General features: G+C 38.4%; 18 protein-coding genes, 1 tRNA gene and 1 pseudogene. 13 read left to right on the top strand and 7 right to left on the bottom strand.

Annotated features, from left to right (window positions below; translation table 11 throughout):
• Nucleotides 1-49: 49 nt before the first annotated feature.
• Nucleotides 50-847, bottom strand: a complete 798-nt coding sequence (locus ACWM1W_RS13270; RefSeq protein ID WP_448765123.1) for an undecaprenyl-diphosphate phosphatase — start codon at nt 845-847, stop codon at nt 50-52.
• Between the two features lie 313 nt (nt 848-1,160).
• Here ACWM1W_RS13270 and kdpA point away from each other — a divergent pair, with 313 nt between their 5' ends.
• From kdpA to ACWM1W_RS13245, 5 genes are all read left to right on the top strand, one after another.
• Nucleotides 1,161-2,885 carry a potassium-transporting ATPase subunit KdpA gene (gene kdpA, locus ACWM1W_RS13265; RefSeq protein WP_298893953.1) on the top strand — a complete coding sequence of 575 codons (1,725 nt, stop codon included), beginning with the start codon at nt 1,161-1,163 and terminating at the stop codon, nt 2,883-2,885.
• Between the two features lie 11 nt (nt 2,886-2,896).
• A complete protein-coding gene (kdpB, locus tag ACWM1W_RS13260) occupies nt 2,897-4,939 on the top strand; it encodes a potassium-transporting ATPase subunit KdpB (protein WP_448765122.1) in 2,043 nt (680 codons plus the stop codon).
• A gap of 19 nt (nt 4,940-4,958) precedes the next feature.
• Complete coding sequence (gene kdpC, locus ACWM1W_RS13255) at nt 4,959-5,561, top strand: potassium-transporting ATPase subunit KdpC (protein WP_004679624.1); 603 nt, start codon at nt 4,959-4,961, stop codon at nt 5,559-5,561.
• Nucleotides 5,562-5,767: 206 nt separating this feature from the next.
• The gene (locus tag ACWM1W_RS13250) at nt 5,768-8,416 is read left to right on the top strand and encodes a sensor histidine kinase (RefSeq protein ID WP_004281626.1); all 2,649 of its coding nucleotides are present in this window, start codon (nt 5,768-5,770) and stop codon (nt 8,414-8,416) included.
• Nucleotides 8,417-8,443: 27 nt separating this feature from the next.
• Nucleotides 8,444-9,157: a response regulator gene (locus ACWM1W_RS13245; protein WP_448765121.1), complete on the top strand. Its 714-nt coding sequence runs from the start codon at nt 8,444-8,446 to the stop codon at nt 9,155-9,157.
• Between the two features lie 50 nt (nt 9,158-9,207).
• On the opposite strand, the gene ACWM1W_RS13240 is transcribed toward ACWM1W_RS13245, so the two are convergent.
• Together ACWM1W_RS13240 and ACWM1W_RS13235 are read right to left on the bottom strand one after the other, a co-directional pair.
• Complete coding sequence (locus tag ACWM1W_RS13240) at nt 9,208-9,678, bottom strand: transposase family protein (protein WP_461603266.1); 471 nt, start codon at nt 9,676-9,678, stop codon at nt 9,208-9,210.
• Nucleotides 9,626-10,021 (bottom strand): transposase family protein, encoded by a 396-nt coding sequence (locus tag ACWM1W_RS13235; protein ID WP_082190872.1) that lies wholly within the window; start codon nt 10,019-10,021, stop codon nt 9,626-9,628. Before ACWM1W_RS13235 ends, ACWM1W_RS13240 begins: the two co-directional genes overlap by 53 nt.
• Before the next feature lie 250 nt (nt 10,022-10,271).
• Between ACWM1W_RS13235 and ACWM1W_RS13230 the strand changes: the two genes are divergently transcribed.
• On the top strand, nt 10,272-11,687 hold the full coding sequence (locus ACWM1W_RS13230) for a glutamine synthetase family protein (protein ID WP_004733098.1): 1,416 nt from the start codon (nt 10,272-10,274) through the stop codon (nt 11,685-11,687).
• 10 nt (nt 11,688-11,697) lie between these two features.
• A complete protein-coding gene (locus tag ACWM1W_RS13225; protein WP_004733097.1) occupies nt 11,698-11,913 on the top strand; it encodes a hypothetical protein in 216 nt (71 codons plus the stop codon).
• Nucleotides 11,914-11,958: 45 nt separating this feature from the next.
• On the opposite strand, the gene ACWM1W_RS13220 is transcribed toward ACWM1W_RS13225, so the two are convergent.
• Nucleotides 11,959-12,738, bottom strand: coding sequence for a TorF family putative porin (locus tag ACWM1W_RS13220; protein ID WP_448765138.1), 780 nt, complete (start codon nt 12,736-12,738; stop codon nt 11,959-11,961).
• Nucleotides 12,739-12,894: 156 nt separating this feature from the next.
• Between ACWM1W_RS13220 and ACWM1W_RS13215 the strand changes: the two are divergent.
• Nucleotides 12,895-13,367 (top strand): annotated as a pseudogene (locus ACWM1W_RS13215) (recombination directionality factor); the annotation flags it as partial.
• Nucleotides 13,368-13,412: 45 nt separating this feature from the next.
• Here ACWM1W_RS13215 and ACWM1W_RS13210 read toward each other — a convergent pair.
• The 3 genes from ACWM1W_RS13210 to ACWM1W_RS13200 form a co-directional block, all read right to left on the bottom strand.
• Nucleotides 13,413-16,115, bottom strand: coding sequence for an ATP-dependent DNA helicase (locus tag ACWM1W_RS13210; protein WP_448765139.1), 2,703 nt, complete (start codon nt 16,113-16,115; stop codon nt 13,413-13,415).
• A gap of 51 nt (nt 16,116-16,166) precedes the next feature.
• On the bottom strand, nt 16,167-16,934 hold the full coding sequence (locus ACWM1W_RS13205) for a hypothetical protein (protein WP_448765140.1): 768 nt from the start codon (nt 16,932-16,934) through the stop codon (nt 16,167-16,169).
• Between the two features lie 9 nt (nt 16,935-16,943).
• Nucleotides 16,944-17,028: transfer RNA gene (locus tag ACWM1W_RS13200), tRNA-OTHER, on the bottom strand.
• Between the two features lie 264 nt (nt 17,029-17,292).
• Here ACWM1W_RS13200 and ACWM1W_RS13195 point away from each other — a divergent pair.
• From ACWM1W_RS13195 to ACWM1W_RS13175, 5 genes are all read left to right on the top strand, one after another.
• Nucleotides 17,293-18,501, top strand: a complete 1,209-nt coding sequence (locus ACWM1W_RS13195) for an ABC-three component system protein (protein ID WP_448765141.1) — start codon at nt 17,293-17,295, stop codon at nt 18,499-18,501.
• Nucleotides 18,502-18,987 carry a three component ABC system middle component gene (locus tag ACWM1W_RS13190; protein WP_448765142.1) on the top strand — a complete coding sequence of 162 codons (486 nt, stop codon included), beginning with the start codon at nt 18,502-18,504 and terminating at the stop codon, nt 18,985-18,987.
• The gene (locus tag ACWM1W_RS13185; RefSeq protein ID WP_448765143.1) at nt 18,984-20,945 is read left to right on the top strand and encodes a DUF3732 domain-containing protein; all 1,962 of its coding nucleotides are present in this window, start codon (nt 18,984-18,986) and stop codon (nt 20,943-20,945) included. The genes ACWM1W_RS13190 and ACWM1W_RS13185 overlap by 4 nt, the downstream gene beginning before the upstream one ends.
• A gap of 221 nt (nt 20,946-21,166) precedes the next feature.
• Entirely contained in the window at nt 21,167-22,756 is a 1,590-nt protein-coding gene (locus tag ACWM1W_RS13180) for a peptide chain release factor 3 (protein ID WP_180012641.1), read from the top strand.
• A 95-nt stretch (nt 22,757-22,851) separates the two neighbouring features.
• Nucleotides 22,852-23,679, top strand: coding sequence for a hypothetical protein (locus tag ACWM1W_RS13175; RefSeq protein WP_312307674.1), 828 nt, complete (start codon nt 22,852-22,854; stop codon nt 23,677-23,679).
• Nucleotides 23,680-23,681 lie beyond the last annotated feature (2 nt).

Raw genomic sequence — 23,681 nt, 5'->3', positions numbered from 1 at the left:
TTAAAGAGAACAGCGAGTTCTCTTTAATTTATTTATTTTTTTGCTTGTATTAAAAAATAAATAAGATGATTGAACCTAATACCAAACGATACCAAGCAAAAACTTTTAAAGTATGTTTTTCTACAAATTTAACCATGGCTTTTACTACAAGCAAAGCTGCGATGAATGCGGTTACAAAGCCTACGGAAATATTCAATAAATTTTCTGAAGTTAAAACATCAACGTTGCGAAATATGTCATAAGTAGCGGCACCAAGCATTGTTGGTATGGCAAGGAAAAAAGAAAATTCAGTAGCTGCTTTACGTGATAAACCCGCCAACATCCCCCCAATAATGGTTGCACCAGACCGTGAAGTCCCCGGAATCATCGCAAGACATTGAACCAAACCAATAACAATGGCCTGTTTGAATCCAATATTGGTTGCCTCAATGGTTTGGACTTTAAAATTTTTAGCTTCTACAGCAAAAATTAACAGTGCACCAATAATCAGTGCAGATGCAACAACCGAAGGACTGAATAAAACTTGTTTAATAAAATCAACAGCTATAACTCCGATCACTACTGCAGGAATAAATGCAATGAAGACATTTATCGCAAAACGTCTCGCATGGTAATCACCTGATATAAAACCATATAGTAGATTAATAATTTTTTTACGGTAGAGCCAACAAACGGCTAAGATTGCGCCCAGTTGAATGACAACTTCAAAGACACGGCCTGAGTCTGAATGAAAATCAATTAAATGGCCAAATAAAATTAAATGACCAGTACTGGAAATGGGTAAAAACTCCGTTAAACCTTCTATAAAACCTAAAAATAAGGCTTTAAGTACTGAAATTATATCCATAAATAAAGTGAGTCACAGAATAATAATAGCCATCACTTTTAAGATATTTTTCTGCATTTATAAATTCACTGAGCCAAATTTTTACGCTTTCTTTACGCGGCATCCAAAGTTATGGATAGAGACTTTACGGTTTTATTTTTCATACTAGATAGTGGAATATCCCAATGCTTAGGATAAAAAACATGAGTGCGGTCATTCACGCGCATCAGCAGGTACAGCATCAAAAAAATTGCGTTGTACAAAACAATCAAAATATATCTTATTTCAACTTCTTTAAGCAGATTTCAGCTCTGAAACATAGGAGTGAAATGCCATGTTAGAGTTTGCTTTGCTTTTAGCCATCGTCTTTGTTCTGGCTTATCCCTTGGGTAAATACCTCGCAGCAATTATGCACAACCGCGATATGAAAATTGATCCTCTATTCAATTGGATTGAAAAGCCCATTTACGCGGTTTTAGGAATCAATCCCAAACGGGGGATGAATGTCAAAACCTATTCATTCAATTTTGTCATGAGCTGTGCAGTGATCGGTTTGGTGACTTGGACTCTATTTATGGTTCAAGCCAGCCTGCCGTTGAACCCAAACCATGCACCGAATATGTCATGGGATTTGGCGCTGCATACCATGATTTCGTTTCTGACCAATACCAACCAGCAGCACTATTCAGGACAGGCGCAACTGTCATATTTATCGCAAATGGTCGGCATTGTCGGCTTGCAGATCATCACGCCGATGATGGGCCTGGCGATGGTGGTGGCTACAGTTCGAGCACTGTTCTACAAACAATCCAATGCACTTTCTGAAACCGATCAACAGACCAGCTTTAAGCATAAAGTGCAACAAATTAATGTCGGCAACTATTGGGCCGATGTGATTCGTCCGACGTTCCGCTTTCTGATTCCTTTATGCATGGTTTGGTCATTATTGCTCACTAGCCAAGGCGTACCATCGACTTTTCAAGGCGGCCCAGAAGTTCAAGTCATCGACCAAAGCAGCGAATTAACAACGCAAAAAATACCTTTAGGCCCTGTTGCGCCCATGGTAGCAATTAAGCAATTGGGCAGTAATGGTGGTGGCTGGTATGGTCCGAACAGCAGTGTACCTTTGGAAAATCCGACACCATTGTCAAACTTTCTGGAAATGCTTGCGATTTTACTGATCCCTGTTTCGGTGATTTTTATGCTGGGCTTTTTCACCAAACGCGCCAAATTCGCAGGCTTGGTCTTTGCTTCAATGCTGCTGATGTCGATCATTTCTGCGACTAGCGCTATCTGGTCAGAAAGCCTTTCATCGACTTCGACATTGCTTTCCGCCATGGAAGGTAAAGAAGTGCGTTTTGGCGAGGCATCATCTGCTTTGTGGTCAGCGGTCACCACCCAAGTCAATAACGGCTCAGTGGATATGATGCATGATTCATCTGCACCGCTCACAGGTATGGTGCAATTGTCCAATATGCTGATCAATGCCATTTGGGGCGGGATTGGCTGTGGTTTACAGCAATTCATTATTTATCTGTTTTTAGCAGTCTTTATTGCAGGCTTAATGACCGGCCGCACCCCAGAATTGTTTGGCCGCAAAATTGAAGCCGGTGAAATCAAGCTGCTCGCTGTTGTGATTTTGATCCAACCCATCGTCATTCTTGGTTTAACCGCAATAACTGTATTTTTTCCTGAATTGACGGGCAACAGTAATCCGCAATACCACGGCATTTCTCAAGTGCTGTACGAATATGTGTCTGCATTTGCCAACAATGGCTCAGGCTTTGAAGGGCTATCAGACAATACCGTGTGGTGGAATGTCACATGCGGTATTGCTTTATTGCTCGGCCGTTTCCCGACATTAATTATTCCTTTAATCATCGCTACACGTTTAGCTGCTAAACGCCAAGCACCTGAAAGCAGCGGCAGTTTAAAAGTCGAAACGCCAACATTCGCACTGACTTTAATTGCCATTGTGGTGATGTTGACCTTATTGCAATTTATGCCAGCCCTGGTCTTGGGGCCAATTGCTGATCATCTGTTATTGGTTCAAGGTTAAGGGTGAGTACAATGAATCATTCAAAACACACTGTTCAAACACAGCAAAACACCATAGCTTCAACCTTAGTTCAAGCTGAAGCATGGAAAAATGCCTTTATTAAACTGCTGCCGCAGCATGTGATTAAAAATCCGGTGATGGCCATCGTTTGGCTTGGGACGCTGATTACACTGGTTAGTACAATTCTAGGTCAATCTAGTTTGGTTTTTGGCTTATTGGTGACGTTGATTTTATTTGTGACGGTTCTCTTTGCCAATTATGCCGAAGCGGTTGCTGAAGCCAAAGGCCGCGGACAGGCGTCATCCCTGCGTCAAGCGCGTCAGAATTTGACGGCGCGCCGGATCCATTCTAAAGATGATATGGATGGGGTGCAGATTTCAGCGGCTGAATTGAACATGCATGACTTGATTGAAGTGCGTGCAGGGGAATTGATTCCCGCAGATGGTGAAATAATTCAGGGCTTTGCTACGATCAATGAAGCTGCAGTAACAGGTGAATCTGCGCCGGTACTCCGTGAAGCGGGCACAGATAAATCTGGGGTGATTGGCGGAACCAAAGTCTTAACCGACCGGATCATCGTGCAAGTGACCGCAGAGGCGGGAAATAGCTTTCTCGACCGAATGATTGCTTTAGTCGAAGGCTCAAACCGTCAAAAAACACCGAATGAAATTGCCTTAGGTATTTTACTGACCGTGATGACTGTGACTTTTATCATCGTCGTGGTCAGCCTGCCGTTGATTGGACATTTCCTGCATATTGAAATCAGCCCGATTTTATTGGTGGCGCTATTGGTCTGCTTGATTCCAACCACCATCGGCGGCTTATTGCCAGCTATTGGAATTGCAGGGATGAACAGAGCGCTCAAAGCCAATGTGATTGCCAAATCAGGCAAGGCGGTTGAAGTTGCAGGCGATATAGATGTTTTACTACTCGATAAAACCGGAACTATTACTTACGGTGACCGTCAGGCGACTGCTTTTTATCCCTTAACAGGAGTGACGGAGTCTGAACTTCGCCAAGCGGCGGTACTGACTTCTTTGGCCGATCCAACGCCAGAAGGTAAATCGGTGGTTGCTTTGGCCAAAGAGCAAGGTGAAAGAGTGGCCGAGCCTGAACAGGCTGAATTTATCGCTTTTAATGCGTCCACACGCATTTCAGGCCTTAACTTGGCGGATGGTCATCAAGTGCGTAAAGGCGCTATGGATGCCATTCTTAAATTCGCTTCGCAAAACCTTGAAAATCATGCCGAACTGAAAGCGCGCGTAGAACAAATAGCTTCAAAAGGGGCAACGCCGCTGGTCGTGGCTAAAGACCAGAATTTGTTGGGTGTCATTGAACTATCAGACGTGATTAAGCAAGGCATTAAAGAAAAATTTGCGCGCTTACGTGAAATGGGCATTAAAACTGTGATGGTGACCGGAGATAATCCGCTCACAGCAGCGGCCATCGCAGCAGAGGCTGGTGTGGATGATTATATCGCTGAAGCGAAACCAGAAGATAAACTCACATGCATTCGAACCGAGCAAAACAAAGGACATTTGGTAGCGATGGTCGGTGACGGTACTAATGATGCACCGGCGTTGGCCCAAGCAGATATTGGCTTAGCCATGAACTCGGGAACGCAAGCAGCCAAAGAAGCAGGCAATATGGTGGACTTAGATTCTGATCCAACCAAATTGCTATCTGTGGTTGAAATAGGCAAACAGCAGCTGATTACTCGCGGTGCATTAACCACCTTTTCCTTGGCGAATGATGTATCAAAGTATTTTGCAATTTTGCCGGCATTATTCGTCGCGGCAATTCCGCAAATGCATGTGTTAAATGTCATGCAACTAGGCAGTTCTGAAAGTGCCATCCTGTCTGCGCTGATCTTTAATGCGATCATTATTCCTCTGCTGATTCCAATTGCACTGCGCGGTGTGAAATTCAAACCTTCGACATCTACCCAATTATTGCGCCGCAACATGCTGATTTATGGTGTGGGCGGGGTGCTGCTACCGTTTATTGCCATTAAAGCGATTGATCTGCTGATCAGTCCAATCTTGGCCCTATAAATTTTTTGAGGATGACAAAGTGAATATGCAAAATCATCAATTGGCAGACTCATCATGGGGTGAGAAACTGCGCGCTTCGTTTGGAATGACCATCATTGCTCTAGGCTTATGCGGCTTTGTATATAGTGCTGCTGCAACCAGCTTAGGACAAATGCTCTTTCCAAAACAAGCCAACGGCAGCTTGATTGTCGAAAATAATCAAGTGATCGGTTCACGCTTAGTGGCACAGCCTTTTGCCCAAGTTCAATATTTCCATCCGCGTCCATCTGCCGCAAATTATGATCCTATGGCGATGGCCGGAAGCAACATGGCGAGAACCAATCCTGAACTGCAGAAAGCCATAGAGGAACGGCTGAATCGAATCGCAGCGAAGGAACAGATTGAAAAATCTAAAATTCCTGCGGATCTGGTCACCGCTTCAGGCAGTGGCATCGACCCTGAAATTAGCGTGCAATCAGCCATGATTCAAGTGAAGCGGATTGCCCATGCACGGCATATGCCTGAACAGAATGTCGAAAAACTGATTCAGTCGCATACGGTTCAGCCGATTTTTGGGATTTTAGGGCAGGCACGTATCAATGTGCTTGAATTGAATTTGGCTTTGGATCGGGGCGGGAAGTGATATGAATGGCTTGAAGATTAAAATATAGTGATTGAACGCTATTAAATAATTTGAATTAAGTTACATACGATTGTTGGGCGAGGGGATGTTCTATACCTCCGCCCAACGGTGGCATCCATATTGCCCAGCAATAGCCAAGCTGACTTTAGACGCATTTAAATGAATTTAAAAACATCTTTTTAAAGCAATAAATAAAGATTACTTCTATGACTGATCAACGAACCAATAAAGCCGATGTTTTGCTGCAACATACACAGCGTTATCAGTCTGGGCGGCTGACGATTTTTTTAGGCGCAGCTCCGGGCGTGGGAAAGACCTTTGCCATGCTGGTTCGTGCGCATGAACTGGCGCTGCAGGGCATTAATATCGTCATTGGCTATGTAGAAACGCATGGCCGTAGAGAAACTGAAAATTTAATTTCTGGTTTAGATATAATTCCGCGAAAGGCTATTGAATATCAAGGGCAGCATCTGGAGGAAATGAATCTAGATGCCGTTTTGGATAAAAAGCCCAGTATTGTTTTGGTGGATGAATTTGCCCACACTAATATGCCCGGCAGCCGTCATGAAAAACGCTGGCAAGATATCAATGAATTATTAGATGCTGGTATTGATGTTTTTACCACCATGAACATTCAGCATTTGGAAAGTTTGAATGATGTGGTATATCAAATCACAGGGATTCGTGTCACTGAAACCGTGCCAGACAGGGTATTCGAACGGATTCGAGATATCCGCTTGATTGATTTGCCTGTAAATGAGCTGTTGGAGCGCTTAAACCAAGGAAAGGTCTATGTGCCTGAGCAGGCCGAACAGGCCTTGCAGCGATTTTTCAACAGCTCCAACTTAACGGCACTGCGTGAACTGGCAATGCAAACTGTGGCCAATTATGTTGATAATGATGTACGCGAAAATTTCGCCATTCAAGGGCTTGCTCAAATTCCCTTAAAAAATCATGTCTTAATTATGATTGATGGCAAAGGGCATTCTGAAGCTTTAGTTCGGACTGGATGCCGTATTGCCGAGCATCGTGCGGCAAAATGGACGGTTGTTGCTTTTTCTCATGATACGCAAATCATGAATAAACAGGAAAACTCGCAAAGCCGTGAAATTGAACGGGCTTTAAACTTAACGCGTCAAATGGGTGGAATGACAGAAGTCCTTCACGGCCAGCAACATGCTAAAACTTTATTTGATTATGTGATGGACCGCGGCATTTCAACCTTGGTTTTAGCACAAGCGGCTCCGCAAAAGTTTTCGCTGAATTTAAGGCTCAATTTGATTGATCAATTACTGCAATACCGGCCCAGTTTTGAACTCAGTATTGTGCCGATTATTGCAGAGAATAAGCATCTGTCCTTTTTCACTCAAAGGGCATTCTTGTCGCTAAGAGAAATACAGTACGTACTAGCCACCACGGTCATCAGCATTGTGATTGCAAGCTTAGGGGAAAAGTATTTAGGGATTGAAGATCTTTCGGTGATTTTTATCACCGCTGTGGTTTTTGTGGCATCAAAAACACGGATGCTGGCTGCAGCTTTTTCAGCCATCCTATTCTTTCTAGCTTATAATTTTTTCTTTATTTCCCCGCAATTTACATTTCAGATTTCTGCACATCAGGGGATTGTCACCGTGATTGCATTTTTGGGCGCGGCTTTAATTTCGAGCCGATTAGCGTCACGTTTGAAAGAGCAGGTGACTGCACTCAAAACGGCGAACAGTTATAACAGTATTATGCAGGATTTAGGGCAGAAGCTGTCCACAGCATTAGATTTGGCACAAATCAAGGAGATTGCTGAACATAGCCTGAGTAAAAATCTCAATGCAGATGTCTGGCTGTATTTCCCAGATACTGCAGCAACTCAAGCATCATCCACTATCATGAGTAATAAAGAAAAAATTTCAGCCGATTGGACATTCAAAAACCATCAACCGTCCGGTCGCTTTACCCAAACCTTGACGGAAAATGAGTGGTGGTTTTTGCCCTTATTGGCTTCCAAGCAATGCTTAGGCGTGGTGGGGTTGAAACTTAAAGATGTGCAAGCAGTAATCAATACGGAGCAAAAACAGCTCGCTGAACTCATGGTAGAGTATCTTGCGCAGGCGATTTTCCGCACCCAGCTGACCAAGGCTTTGGAAATAGCCAATGTGAATTCTGAAACGGAAAAATTGCGCTCGGCATTATTATCATCCGTATCGCACGATTTACGCTCGCCTTTGGCGTCGATGATTGGAGCAGCGGATACTTTGAGCACTTACCGCCATTCCATGAATGAAAATGATCAGGACAGCTTGCTGGAAGCGATTCATTTAGAGGGGGAGCGTTTAGACCGCTATATTCAAAACCTACTGGATATGACCCGTTTAGGCCATGAAGGCTTAAGCTTGAAGCGGGACTGGATTGGAGTTGATGAACTGATCGGTTCAGCAGTGCGCCGTTTAAACCGTTATATGCCAGATGCATTGGTTGAAGTGCATGCGCCTCAAGAATCTTTGAGTTTATTTGTACATGCCGCCTTGATTGAACAGGCCATTTTTAATGTGCTGGAAAATGCCGCAAAATTTTCACCAGAGAATAAAGCTGTGATGATTGAGGTGCAGCAGGTGAATGAAAATGAGATCGAAATTGCCATAACTGATAAGGGGCAGGGTATCCCGGAAGGTGAGCGGGAACGCATTTTTGACATGTTTTATACCATGCAGCGCGGTGACCGCGGGCAATATGGTACAGGCTTGGGCTTGACGATTGTGAAAGCGATTGTGGGTGCGCATATGGGGAAAATCATGGCATCATCAGGCAAGAACAATCAAGGAACATGTATCCGCATACAGCTTCCTATTCAGCAAATTACTTAAAGCATCTAGCAGCTTTTAGGTGGGAAAATGCCAGAACAGAATGAATCAGCCAGCTCCATGACCAATGTCTTGATTATTGATGACGAAAATCAGATTCGAAAATTCTTGGATATAGCACTCAGAGCGCAAGGCTATAAAACGCTTTTGGCTGAAAATGGCCAAAAGGGCTTGGAACTCCTAGCTTTGCAAGGCGCGGATTTAGTGATCCTCGATTTGGGTTTGCCAGATTTGGATGGTTATGAGGTTTTGTCTGAGCTTCGCACATGGTCGCACGTTCCAGTGATAGTGCTGTCTGTGCGGGCAAATGAACAAGAAAAAGTGAAGCTTCTGGATGCTGGCGCAAATGATTATGTGACCAAGCCGTTTAGTGTTCAGGAGCTGATGGCGCGCATTCGTGTACTGCTTAGGCAGCATGAGCATAGTACTGTTTATACGACAATTTTTGATGATGGCGTATTAAAAATCGATTTTTCCAAACGGCAGGTTTTTTTAAATCAACAATTGCTCTCCTTAACGCGCAAAGAATATCAGCTGCTGAATTTATTGGCGAAAAATAAAGGCCAATTGATTACCCAGCCGCAAATACTGAAAGAGCTGTGGGGGCCAACGCACCAAGAAGATACGCATTATTTAAGGATTCTGGTTGCTAAATTAAGAGTGAAGTTAAATGATAATGCTGTGCAGCCTAAATATATTATTACTGAACCGGGAGTGGGTTTGCGATTTTTGAAGATTTATTAATATTAAATATGTCATTTATTTTACATGAGTAATTAGACCTCTTTCATAAATCATTTTTTGCTCAGTTCCAAGTTGTAGATTCCAGCGATTAAATTGAATCTCAAACCAAGCCTTTTACCTCTATTTCGATAACACTCAGCAAGGATTTTGAAGGTTTTCAGGCTGCCAAATACATGCTCAATTCCGATTCTTCTTTTATTGATTTCTTGATTATAGATTTTCAATTCAGGATCCAGTTTACAGTGTCTTTTGGCTTTTAATGGCAACAGGCTATTCGGATACAACACATAAATCCCCTGATAGCCTTTATCTGCAAGGATAAAAGCCCCAAAAGGAATCTGGCTTAAATTGCGTTTGAACAACTTGAAATCATGCACTGCACCGCGACTGGTACATAAACTCAGAATTTGCTGAGTTTTGTAGTGAATCATGGCCTGTACTTTAAAGGTATGGGTCTTTTTCTTGCCGCTATAGCTTTTCTTCTGTTTTTTTAGGCCTTTGGATTGGAATTTCCGTGGCATCCACGATCACAACATTCCAGTCGATGCCTTTGCCCTCGGGTAAATCTTTGGGTAAATTAAACAGATTGGACCGAATCAGGCAGTCTTCAACATGACGGACAATTCTTGAGGCTGTGGGCTCTGAAACCCCGTAACTCGTCGCAACGTGAAATAAGGTTCGGTATTCCCGCCAATAGCTCAGACAGAGCAGAACCTGATCCTCCAGGCTTAACTTGGGCGGTCTGCCTTTGGCAGAGACATGCTTCTGCAATTGCTCAACCATCAAATAGAAAGTTGACCATGAGATGCCTGTGTATCGCTTGAACTGAGGATCAGAAAGCTTGTTTGAATCGATGTATTTCATCCGCAGATTATGCACGAATGCTAAGAAATCCGGAGTGCAAATATTAACCAAAAAGAAGATCGTTTTTTGATTTATGAAAAAGATCTATTGTTATTTTTATATTTTAACTTATTTTAAATTAGCTTTTTCGTGGTTTTAATAGTTTTAAAAATAATCATATTAGTTGGGTGCTTTTTTACGGTTTATTTACGTTACATTCGGTAGAACTTGTTTTATTTTGATCATTGTTAATATTTAACAGGACAAAATAATGAGTAATTTACTCATGGCTAGACATAATATAGCTGACGAAGAAGCGGTCCCTGAATCCATGCCATCTGCGCGTCAATGCTGCGATATTGAAGATATTCTATTTTCAGAAGAAATCGAAAACTATCTGCAGCGCTATCCCAATACCCGTCATGTTGAGATTTGCCTGCACGATCTGAATGGTCATGTCCGCGGCAAGCGCATAGATATTGTCGGTCTAAAAAATATTGCACAAGGCTGTTATTTCCCAATGTCTATTTATGCCATGAGTCTTGATGGAGAAGTGATTGAAGAATCGGGTTTAGGAAAATCGATCGGTGAGCCGGATTATTTATGTAAACCTATATTGGGAAGCCTGCAGCCCTGCGCTTTAAATCCAGAGTCCAATGCACAGTTATTCCTAACCATGAAAGATGACAATCATCAAGATTGCGAAGTTGAACCGCGCAATATTTTAAAAAAAAGTTTAAGAGCGCTGCATGATCAAAACTTTTATCCTTGCATGGCCGCAGAATTGGAGTTTTATTTATTTGACAGCAATGAAAAATCTGGCTCCAATCAGATTTATTTAAATCAATGTTTTGATGTGAATGTGCAAGATAAATATCAAGACGTTCTGGATGAAATTGAACGGATTGCCCTTTTGCAGGGGATTCAGATTACAGGCTTAGTCTCGGAATCATCTTCCGGGCAATACGAAATTAATATTCAGCATAGCGGTGATATTTTGAAGCTATGCGATCAGATCATGATGCTAAAGCGCACCATTAAGCAAGTCGCTGTAGAACATGGGTTACATGCAAGCTTTTTGGCTAAGCCTGATCTGAATAAAGCGGGCAGCGGCATGCACTTTCACATGAGTTTGTTAAATCAAGACCAGCAGAATATTTTCAGCATGAAGCAGAATCCTTTACCGTCACGGCAATTATTAAAGGCGATCAGCGGGCTGATAGTCTTGCTGCCGCCGTCCATGGCCGTGCTTGCCCCGAATGTAAACTCATTCCGCCGGTTTAAAGCTGGAAACCATGTGCCCTTAGAAGCTAATTGGGGCGTGAATAACCGCAATGTGGCCATTCGCATACCATGTTCGGACAATGAAAATCAACGCTTGGAATATCGTGTTGCAGGTGCGGATTGCAATCCTTATTTAACTGCAGCCCTGATTTTGATCGGCACACTGCATGGGTTGACACAGAATCTGGAAATTCCACAGCAAGCCACTCAGATAAAAAATAAACATCAGCCGCACTTTTTAAGTACGAATCAGCTGGATGCTTTAACATTTTTTCACCGGAATACTGTTTTGCAAAAATATCTCGGCAAAAGATTTATGGAATTATGGTGTGCAGTTAAACGTGCTGAGCATCAGTATATGTACAGCCAAATTACTTTGATCGAACAACATTGGGATATTTAACTGCTTAAAAATGTATAACACGATAAATAATGAAGATGATGCTAGAAATCAGAAGCTCAATGAAGAATTATATTTGAAGTATAGTTTACAGGAAATTGATTCTGACATTTTAGTAAAGAAATACCAGTATGCGTCAAAAAGTATGAAAAAAATAATTCATACTATTTTTAAAGAAAGAGGTTTTAATCGAAGTGAGATAGATCATATATTGAAATTACTCAAGTAAAATAATTATGCCAATAGTATTGCTGATACTATTGGCATTTAACTTTTAAAAAGATTTAGTCAGGGTGAATACTACTTCAGTTTTTACCCCTTTTTTATTTTGACTTGTAAAGTCTTTGGTTTTTAAATTACTACCAAACGCTGCTAATTCTGCATTTATTCCCATTGGGTTATAGCGGTAAGTTGCACCAATTTTCCAATCAAAAAAATGGTCTTTTGCTTCAGAACCATAAATGTCCTGATTTGCTTTGGAATAACCTAAGCTAACATTTGTGCCAAAATTAGTTTGAGCAATCGGTGTAGCATATAAGACATTAAAATACCAATTTGAGATATCTTTACCTATACTGTCACTGGCAGCTTTGCCGCCATAGTTATAGGTATAGCTTATGCTTGGTGTAAAGCTATCGTTCTGATGCAGCAACGCATTAAAGATCATTTTGAAATAGTATTCATTATAATTTAAATCGCTGTTGCCGATGTAATTGTAGCGCAGCATGCCAAGATCAACTGCAGGATGGATTGAACCTAGCGCGATTGGCGCTGTATAGCCGATCTGGGGATCCAGTTCTAAATTTACTTCGTCATCAAAATCAACATTCGATGCAAATGCAGCAAGATAAAATCCTGAAGCATGGCTTAAAACAAAGTTTCCCTGCAAGGCCGGATCATTCTGGGTTTGCGTTTGGCCGCGCCAGCGGTAGTCGCTGGCCAATGATACATTACCTGAAAAGCTTAAAGCGGGAGAGCTTTCATCTCCAGTAGCAAAAGCATAACTTGAATAGAGCGGTATAAGGCTAAAAAGTAGATGGTATAATTTTTTCATAACACTTTAAATTAGTAGTCATTGAAGTAATGTATGTTATGGTTTAATTTATTGATATATAATAAAATTATCGTAAATTTTGCGTAAAATAAGTATAAAATTTAAGATGAATATTTTTTAAAGTAATAAAAATCAGTATTCATATTGTCTAAAAGACGTTTGCATATGAACTTTAATAAGCTAGATGAATTTGACCCCTTTATTTTTAGAACCACAGGCTTTAACAGTATTCGGACTTTGGCTGCGCGACTGAGTTATTACCATGCAGCGTCTAATGGTTTGTTATCTTGCCTCCCATTACAGCTGACGTTACGAGTTAAGAGTACGATGCAGAGCTATCGTCGCCTGTGTATTATGTGGATTTAACTTTAAGGGAAGGGATTAGCTTGAATGAAGCGATTGTTCAGGCGAAGCAAATTGATGAACAGAGCAAGCAGGCGGGGTTTTATCAGGAAACTTTAGACTTTATCGTAAGGAAAGGTTTTGGGAGTGGAAGGATAGATGTGTATATGGAGGAGGGCTCGAAGGTGGTTGAGGAGTTTGATCAGCCTGTTGAAGGCCAGCAGATTAAAGAAAATCAGACTGAATTTAATATTCAGCAGGGATTGAAAGGATTTGTGGCTATTTAATGTATAGAGGAGAGACTAGTCTCTCCTCTAACTCTTAAAATAAATTTAATTAATAGTTGTTAGTTTTCTTCGACTTGCAAGTAAATGAACATCTTTAGCATTATTAGTGCGACATAGTTTTTTCAGAACATTGTGCTGTGTTTCAGGGGGCCAAAAAATCTTTAAGTTTTCACGAGCACGAGTTATAGCTGTGTAGAAAATACTATGTGTTATTTCATCTTCATTTGCATCAGTTATAACAATTTTTACAGAATCATATTCAAGCCCTTGTGCTTTATGAATTGAAACAGCATAAGCTACTTGAAATGGAATAATAGTATTAAGTGAATCATCATCATCATCACTATTGTCAGAGAGAAATACTGAAAAACGTACAATTGAATCTCTAAGCCATTCAAGCTCGGTTCCATAGACATCGAACTCAGTTAATGGTCTATCTAATTCAATATCAAATTGAATTCCACTATTAATTTCTACAATATCAATAATTTTTCCTTTTAAATTATTATAGATAACAGGTCTAAATCTTTCAGTCTCAGAGAATAAAATAGGATCACCAACTTTATAAGTAGTTATGCCCCATGTAACTGATTTTCCTGGATTACTACTCTGAAGAAAGCGATTAATATTATTAATGCCATATAGTCCATCATAATTAAGGCATAAGATAATTTCATCATGAAAATGTTTTTCGAATAAATTATTATCTAATATAGTTGTATATTGATTACGTACCATTAATTCAGCAATATCATCTTCAATATTTCTTACTTTTCCCCAAAAATTTAATAAGTTTTGATTTGATGTTCTATAAGGGGTAATTAATTCAAAAACAGATTTTTTATGTATAAATGATCTAATAGTGCTGAACCAATTGCCAAATTGAATTGATTCAATTTGATATACATCACCGACTAATATTAAGAGTTTAAAAGAGGTTTTATTTAAAACATCTAAGATATCAGTATTACTTACAGTGCTGCATTCATCAATAATAAGTAGATCATATTCTGTAGAAGAATTCTGCTTACTGATATGGCTTCTAATGGTACTAAATTCTGAATTTTGAGCACTTATTTTACGTTTTAGATTGTCTATAGCTGGGTTTGTATGCGCTAAAAATAGTTTTTTCTTATCATTAAAGTAATGAGCTATATGGTCAACCATAGTTGATTTACCAGTACCCGCAGCACCATAAATAATAGCTACTTTTGAGTCACTAAATAATTGTTTTAATGCATCAACTTTTACAGGATCATCAATCGAAATCGGTGTGGAACTTAACCATCGATCGACAGCCTGAGTATAACCGGCAATACCTTCTTTAGAAAACTCTTGAAGCTTATTTACAATAGTGTAGGTGTCATTTTCATATTGGTTAATAAAAATATGACCTTTATCAGTTATTAGTTTTCTATTTTCTCTATGTTTGTAATAGAGTTGATTGTTATATTTTTTAATTAAATCTTCAATCAGATAAAAATTTTGTATATCCTCTAAGGGAGTGTAAAGTATACCTTTTTGTTCAATATTATTTTTTATACGTCTTGCTAGAAATTCTTCTTGGCATGCACTAGAATCTAAGCTTTCTATTAAATCTATTAATTTAGGATTATGCCCTCTTAATGATGTACAAAAAGGCATTTTCTCAAAAGGAATACAACTATAAGATAAATTTAGATTTGATAATAATGGGCATCCACGAGAATCATGTTGGGATTTTATTATCTGATTATTCATTTTAAGCATTAAATATCTAAGGGTTTTATAACCTGTTGATTGGTTTATATATAAAATTCTCACCTTGTCTATTATTTTAAAAATTTGAATATTATTTAAATCATTATTTAGTGCTTGTGATTTAATTTGATTATATAAGTTTTCATTTAATTCGATTAAGTCTAATAAATTTCCTGATCTTTCGGTTAGCCAAGCCATTAAAAATCTATATTCATTAGATTTGGTATTGACTTGTATTCTTGATCCTAGAATCTTTGCATAGTTGTTAAATTCGCATTGTCGAATTGATATTTCCCAATTACTAATAATTATAATTGGCATATTATATCCCAGTACTTCAATTGATTCATTTTGAAGTGCTAAATTACAAGCATAATCTTTAGAAATATCTATACTTGTAAAAGCAATTATTCGATCATGCTTATTAACTTTGTTAAAAGCGCGGTAAAAAGTTACTTCATAATAGATAGACCCATTAATATAAAATGGGCGTGTCTTATGAATATAATATTTATCTACTCTATAAGCTTTAGATTTTGTTTGATTAATATAATTAATTTTTTCCGAAATTTTTTCATGATATTCACGAAGAGATGGATCTAAATTAACAGGAAATAGCTCTAAATTTCTAAGTATTGAAATATTAAATTTTTGATTTAATAAGCTTCTTATTCTATAGAGATACTCATAATACTTTAACATCAGTCTTTCTGAAGAATCACCATCTAACGTATAGTGTGAAGCACTTATTTGAAGCAGTTTATGAAACTTTCCAAGAAAATTATATTTAGATTGCCCTTTAACAAAAGATAATCCTGACTCAATTAAGGGATAACTAAATTCAGTATTTAGAGAATTAGATTGTAATGCTACCGAAATGCCTTCAATTAAGTTTCTAAGTTGTGAGAGAATGTTCTGTGAAAGTATCCTTCTTTGATCTTTTAATGCTTCAATATTTTGGCAAATTACCGTATCAGCATTTTGTATTTGTAATAAAACAGACGACATTTTAATACCCCTTTAAAATTTTAAAAAGTTTTGTTATAGGATTTTAAAAAATTAACAAAATAGTTTGTAGGCTGGTAATAATTTAGGGCATTGAGTGTTAAAGAAATTTGTCATATAAACTAAAGGATTCTGTTTGCTTAATGCAACTCTTTGAGCTCTTTCATATTCATTATATAAATCTAAGTTTTTTAGCCAATTTTCTAAATCTTCCTTAGATTCTGGTTCTGGTATATGGTTTTCGACAGAATGTACATAATTGATCGTCATTGCAATTAATGAAGAAACGTCTTTTAATGTAGGAAGACCAATATTAAAATCTTCTAATAATTTATAACTACATAGATTTTTATAATTATCTTTAATTTGATTATTAGCATCTTTTAAAGCCAAAATTTGAGATGCTGTGAGAGATGCTGTAGATTTTCTATGAATAATTCTATTTCGCCAGTGAATCAAAAGTAATGGACCCAACTGTAAAGCAGGATCGTTAATCTTGAGATGTTCAGTCAGTGCTAAGTGTTTTTGGCCTCTATCAGCGTCTTTAGGTAGAGTTATATTACCAATGTTAGGAGATCCTATAATTAGAGAGTTATAGGTGCATAGTTCTTCTGCAACAAATACAATTGTTGCTTTTAAAGTAAATTGGCGAGCATCGCGGCTCGAATGTTTTATATTTGAAGGATTCCAAGAAATATTAAGTTCTTCAGGTTTGGTACACTTACCCAATTCAACACCGGATAGACCTACTGCTATAGTATTAAGATGGTGAACAGTTTTTCCAACTGAGTCGATAAACGGCTTATAGGCTGGTGTTTTCATAAGTTTAATTGGTGTACAGCTAGGAATCGAACCCAGACTCCGGCTTTAAGAGTATTGCTTTAATCGGCCGGCGTTTAACCATTAACTTCTGCACATAATCCTTTGATATTTTATGTTCTTTTTAAACGCGATATGAGTGTAAGCTCTTTAGCTATTTATACTTCAAAGCTAATAGTGGAGCAATATTTTTCTATTAATTGATAGTAAAAAACAAAGAAATATAAGAAAATTCAGTAGAAATATACAACTAGAAGAAATATGAATTTTAACTTTTAGACTGTAGGTGGTTAATAAATATGCTTTACAAGTGTTAAGATACTTTTTTTCAAAGTTTTTATTGATATTGATGGGGCGATGAATGAGTATTAAAAATGCTGATCATTCGGCAGAAGCATCGGCTTTGGGTTTTTTCTATCAATCCTTGTATGCATTAGATACGTTACTAAGCTTATCAACAGATAATGCCGCTATCTCTATTGAAACTTTGGATGACATTCAATTAGATGAAAATGGTCAAAATTTACTGTACCAGTTAAAACATTCTATTAAATCGAATCCACCAGCTTTAACTATTAAATCAAAGTCCTTATGGAAGACGATAAAAGCTTGGGTGGATATTCTTCCGAAAATTTCTTTATCCGAAACAAAATTTCATCTAGTTGTAGTAAGTGGAATCAGTGAAACGGATCCATTAAATGTATTAATTGATTTGACACAAAACAGAAATAGCCTTTTGGAGGCTTTAGAAAAAGAAGCTACAAGAGTTGTAACAGAAAGGGAAATAGCACAAAAACAGAAGAAAAAAACTTTACCGCATGCAGATCGTAAGGATGGTTGTGAAGCTTTCTTAAGCTTAACAGGTGGGCAAAGGAAAAATCTATTTGATCGTGTCAGAGTAATATCAAGATCACCAAATATTAATCAAATTGAAACATCGATAGAAGAAAAGCTGACGCTTTTTCCATCCTTATATAAAAAAAATATTGTAGAAAAATTAGTAGAGTGGTGGGATAGACAAGTCATCTACTCTTTAAGTGGTATTCGGGAAAGATATATTTTAAGAAATGAATTGCAATCAAAAATTATGGAAATTTCAGCGGAAATTGAACATGAAAAACTATTACCTGAATTTGAGCGCAGTGAGGTACCTGATGGGCATATTCCTAATACAAGATTGATAGCTCAGATTGATTTAGTAAAAGGTCGACAATCTGATAAAACCAAAGCAATTCGTGAAGAGTGGAGGGCTAGAGAACAGCGTTCTAAATGGGTTAGATCAAATCCAGGTATGTCATCTAAAATTCATGAATACGATGGTCTATTACAAGAGTATTGGGAAGATAAACACACTACAATGTGCGAAGACTCTGAAAATAGTGATGATAATGAAAAATGTAATGAAGGATTAAACTTGTTACGGTGGACACATAATGACGCTCCAAATTTAATAAGACCGTTTGCTGAAAGTTGGTCTGCTGCATATTATATTCGTGGCTCATATCAAGTGTTAGCTATAAATTTAACTGTAGGATGGCATCCTGAATATATGAAAAATTTAAGTAAATAAATGAAAATTTCACATGATATTTATGCGGAAATGAATCCTGCATTTTGTGCGTTACTTCTTGAAACTTTTGTTGATGCTTATATCCGTACAGTAAATAGGTCTCCTGATCTGCCATTAGTGTATGTGGCCTTACCCCTTTTATTATCAGATGATTATATTCCTTTATTTGAAGGTACCAATAAGACAACTGGTCTAAGAGAGTGGTTAAAAAGAAGCCCGAACTACGATCTTGATATTCATATTCGCTTGAATGGTAGTTTAAATATTGTTACTGAAGCACTTCAATTTGGATGTTTTTCTGGATATTTAGAGCTTACTGAAAAGGCTCAATTATCACTTGGATTTAATAGTTTTAAAAAATCAAAAATCAGGAAAATTGATAGTGATTTGTTGAGAGTAGTTAAGTGCGCTGAGAGGTTGGGATGTTGGTTTGCAGAGGCAGGTTCAACTAAGGCAGTCTTTGATATTATGGGGTTAACAGTTTGAATCGTTGGAATATTAGTAAAATTTTCTTTTTTAATTCAAATGGCGAAGAAATTAGAGAAATAGATTTTGATTTAAATACTGTAAATATTATTACTGGTGCATCCGGTACAGGTAAAACAGCAGTTATTAAAGCTCTTGATTATTGTTTAGGATCTAGCACTTGTGAACTAGCTGCTCATATTCGTAGACGAAGTATTTGTGTAGGAGTTAAATGGGTAGCAGGTGCTGAAGAACTTATTACAGCCAGAGTAATACCACCGGTTGGGCAAAAGACAAGTTCAAAAATGTTTGTGAGATCAGGGCGAAATTTGGAGATACCTAAAAAATATAAAGATTTAGATGGCGCGTGTACACTTGATTCAGCGAAGGACTATATAGAAAAGGTATTCGGAATAGGTGATATCCAAAGAAAAAATAACTTTACTGGAAAAACTCTTGGTAAGGCCTCAATTCGAAATATAACGCCATTTTTACTGATCACGAAAGAAGTTATTGATAGTGAGTCACTTTTATTTCATAGCATGGATGATGCTGAAAAGTCTAAAGATTTTTTAGCAGCTTTGCCTTATTATCTTAATATATCGAATGAAGAAAGTATTTATCTTGAACAACAACTAAAAAAACTAAAAAGTCGTTTAGAATTAGAGACGAATAAGAAAAATTTGACTTTAAGGTCGCAAGAAGACTCAATAAGTAAAGCAAGAAATTTTTTAGAAGAAGCAAAAAGATTAGGTTTAAACGTTTTCACAAGTAATGAAAATAGTCTAAGCGACATCATAGAAAATCTCAGAGAAATTTTAAAAGTTGAAACTCAATTTATTAATTACCCCGATAATAGTGAGATAACATTACTAAATATTAAAAGGAAAGCTCTCCTTGATGAAATAAATGAGCTATATAGTAAATTAAATGCTACAAAAAAAGTTATTCTTGAGGCATCAGGTTATAAAGGAACAGTAGCAAGACAATTAAATAAGTTGGAATTAGTAAATCACTTTAATCTTTCTAATATTCCTGAGCAATGTCCGGTTTGTAAATCTGAGTCAAAAATTGGAATTTCAATGGCGGAGCATTTAAAATCTACTCTAATGCAAATTAGAGATGAGAATATTTCAATTAAAAGAGTCGAGCCCAAGCTGATTCTTTTAGAAAATAATTTAAATGATAAATTAAATGATTTAAATGCTATGTTATCTCATGTCGATTCAAAAATTCAGTCTTGGTATAGACAGACAGAAGAGATGAGACAATATGATGACCATTCTAAACAACAAGCACATCTCAGAGGGCGGATATCATATTTTCTAGAGACCTTTCAAGAGGATATACAGGAAGGAGTTGATTTAGATGTATTATCTGCAGAGATTCAAGAAATTGAAGCACAAATTGATAAAAGCTCCAAAGAAATAAAATTGAGAAGAGCTGAATTAAAGATTTCTAAATTTGCCACCGAAAATTTTCAATTACTACCAACAGTCGCACCATGTGTAAATGCTGAGTTAGATTTTAATGCCTTAAAACCTGAAATTAGTATAATAGAAAATAAAACAGAATCTATCCTTAAAATGTCAGATTTAGGTTCAGATCAAAATTACTTAGCAATTCATATTTCTCTAGCTTTTGCACTGCATAAGTATTTTGAAACACAAAAAACCTCAGTGCCTGGTGTCTTATTCTTAGATCAAATCAGTCGACCTTATTTTCCTTCGACACTAAAAGATGAAAATGTGATATTAGGGAGTGATAATGATGAAGATATTAATGCTCTAGAGAAACATATTGAATTTATTTTCAATGAAACTGCAAAAATAAAAGGATTGCAGGTTATTTTACTTGAACATGCTTATTTTTCAAAAGATAAAAAATATGTAGATGCAACGAAGGAACGATGGGGGAGAGGATCACACAGAGCTTTAATCCCCCTAGACTGGGCTGTTAGGAAAGATTTAAAGAAATAATAGATTAATCGTTTTTGAATTTCACTGTAGCAGCTAAGCTTAGACGAGACAAAGTTAATTGATCGTTTATATTAAAAATATCTGGGAATAGGGTTCGTGGTGAGTTAATGATTATCAGCTGAAATCTGCTACAATTGCGCCAATTTTAAGTTATCACTTCACTGGCTTGATACACATTTAGAAATGTGTACAAAACTGTGTACATATTGAAGATTTCCCTTATGTTTAAAGATCAATTAGCTAGAGAAGTAGCGGCTCGCAGAACTTTTGCTATTATTTCCCACCCCGATGCCGGTAAAACTACCATGACAGAAAAACTGCTGTTATGGGGTCAGGCCATTCAGGTTGCAGGTATGGTGAAAAGCCGTAAATCGGATCGTGCAGCCACTTCTGACTGGATGGAAATGGAAAAAGAGCGTGGGATTTCGATCACCACGTCCGTCATGCAGTTCCCGTTCAAGGACAAGATGATTAACCTGCTGGATACCCCAGGGCATGAAGATTTCTCGGAAGATACTTACCGTACCCTCACTGCGGTAGACTCGGCGCTGATGGTGATTGACGGTGCAAAAGGTGTCGAGGAACGTACCATCAAATTGATGGAAGTGTGTCGTATGCGTGACACTCCTATCATTTCTTTCGTCAACAAAATGGACCGTGAAATCCGTGAGCCTTTAGAGCTGCTGGATGAGATCGAAAATGTCCTGAAAATTAAATGTGTCCCGATTACCTGGCCACTCGGTACAGGACGTGACTTCGCTGGTGTCTATAATCTGCTCGAAGAAAAGTTCTATGTCTATAAAGCCGGTTTTGGTTCAGTGATTACTGATATCGAAGTTCGTGATGGCTATGACCATGCTGATTTACGTGAAAAAGTCGGTGAGCTGGCTTGGGCGGCATTTGAAGAATCATTGGAACTGGTACAAATGGCCAATGAGCCATTAGATCGTGAAGAATTCCTGGCAGGCCGTCAAACTCCAGTGCTGTTCGGTACAGCTTTAGGTAACTTCGGTGTCGACCATGTTCTGGATACATTTAGCGAATATGCACCGCCTCCCAAAGCGCATCCAACTCAAGACCGTAAAGTAGAGGCAGATGAAGAAGGTTTTACAGGCTTTATCTTCAAGATTCAGGCCAATATGGACCCGAAACACCGTGACCGTATCGCTTTCATGCGAATCTGTTCAGGTAAGTATGAAAAAGGCATGAAAATGAAGCATGTGCGTATCGATAAAGATATCCGCATTAGCGATGCCTTGACCTTCCTGGCTGGTGACCGTCAGCATCTGGAAGAAGCATGGCCGGGTGATATTATCGGTCTGCATAACCACGGTACCATCCAGATCGGTGATACTTTCACTTCAGGTGAAAAACTGCAATTTACCGGTATTCCGCACTTTGCACCGGAAATGTTCCGCCGTGTCCGTCTGAAAGATCCGTTGAAGTCAAAACAGCTGCAAAAAGGTCTGAAAGAGCTGTCTGAAGAAGGTGCAACTCAGGTCTTCATGCCACAAAACAGCAATGACCTGATTGTTGGTGCTGTGGGTGTGCTGCAGTTCGAAGTGGTGGCATATCGTCTGAAAGAAGAGTACAAGGTGGACTGTATTTATGAGCCGGTGAGCATCAATACAGTACGTTGGGTATCTTGCGAAGATGAGAAGAAATTTAATGAATTCAAGAAAAAAGCCCATGACCAGTTATCTGTTGATGGTGGTGGTCATTTGACTTATCTTGCACCAAGCCGAGTGAACTTACAGCTGATGCAGGAACGTTATCCGGATATCGTATTCCGTAACACACGCGAACACTAAGCCTTCAGGCTTGGAAAATGTTAAACAGCTTCTCCGGAAGCTGTTTTATTTTGTGCTACATTTAAACGACTCATTACTTATATCTCTAAAAAATCATGAAGTTTAGTAAGGAAATCCTGCTCGGTTCAGTCATTGGCTGTAGTTTGTTACTTGGTGCATGTAATAAAAATGAAAAAGAACAGACAGCGACGGAACAGAAAAAATCTGCAGCAGTTACCCCTGAAGAAAAAGCCAAAGTTTTGCCTTATCTGAATATTCAGGAGAAACCGGCCGATATTGCCTTGCCATTTTGTGAAACTAAAAACTGTATTAATCTGGATATTCAGACCTTAAAGACAGCTGATGCCTGGCTAAACCAGTCTATTGAAAAGCAGCAGGCAAAAGTCATTCAGGATCAGATTGGCCTAAAGCAGGATATGAGTCTGCAGCAGGCGATTAATGCCTATGTAAAAAAATCAGACGCCTGGCAAGCCCAGCTCAAACTGAACAAGGCCTATGAGTTATCGCTATATACTCGCATTCCTTATCAGCGCAATCAATTTGTGCTGATGCAGATCGGTGTAGATAGCACTCAGGAAAACATCCGCGTCAAAGAACGCTACTATTTCTTTGTAGCTGACCGGCTGCAGCAAAAAATACTCAGCCCGCTGGATATTATCAATCCTGAGCAGCAGTTGCAGATGGACCAGATTGTGCAGCAGGCTTATCAAAAGTGGCTAAAAGACAATAATGCGGAAGTCCAGCAGAAAGCTCCAAAAAAACTGTATTGGGGGCAGGCGGACTGGTTCTTTGATCAGGAAGGAATTGGCTTACATTATCGTAGTCAGGAAATTAGCAAAGATGCCAAACAGCTGGACATCTATTTAACCAAAGAACAAACACAACAAGTCTTGAAAGTGGATATTTATCAGAATATGTTCTAACA

This window comes from Acinetobacter sp. TW_SC_4 (assembly GCF_054861205.1).
The sequence above is the reverse complement of the archived record's forward strand: the minus strand, read 5'-3'. Positions and strand labels throughout refer to the sequence as shown.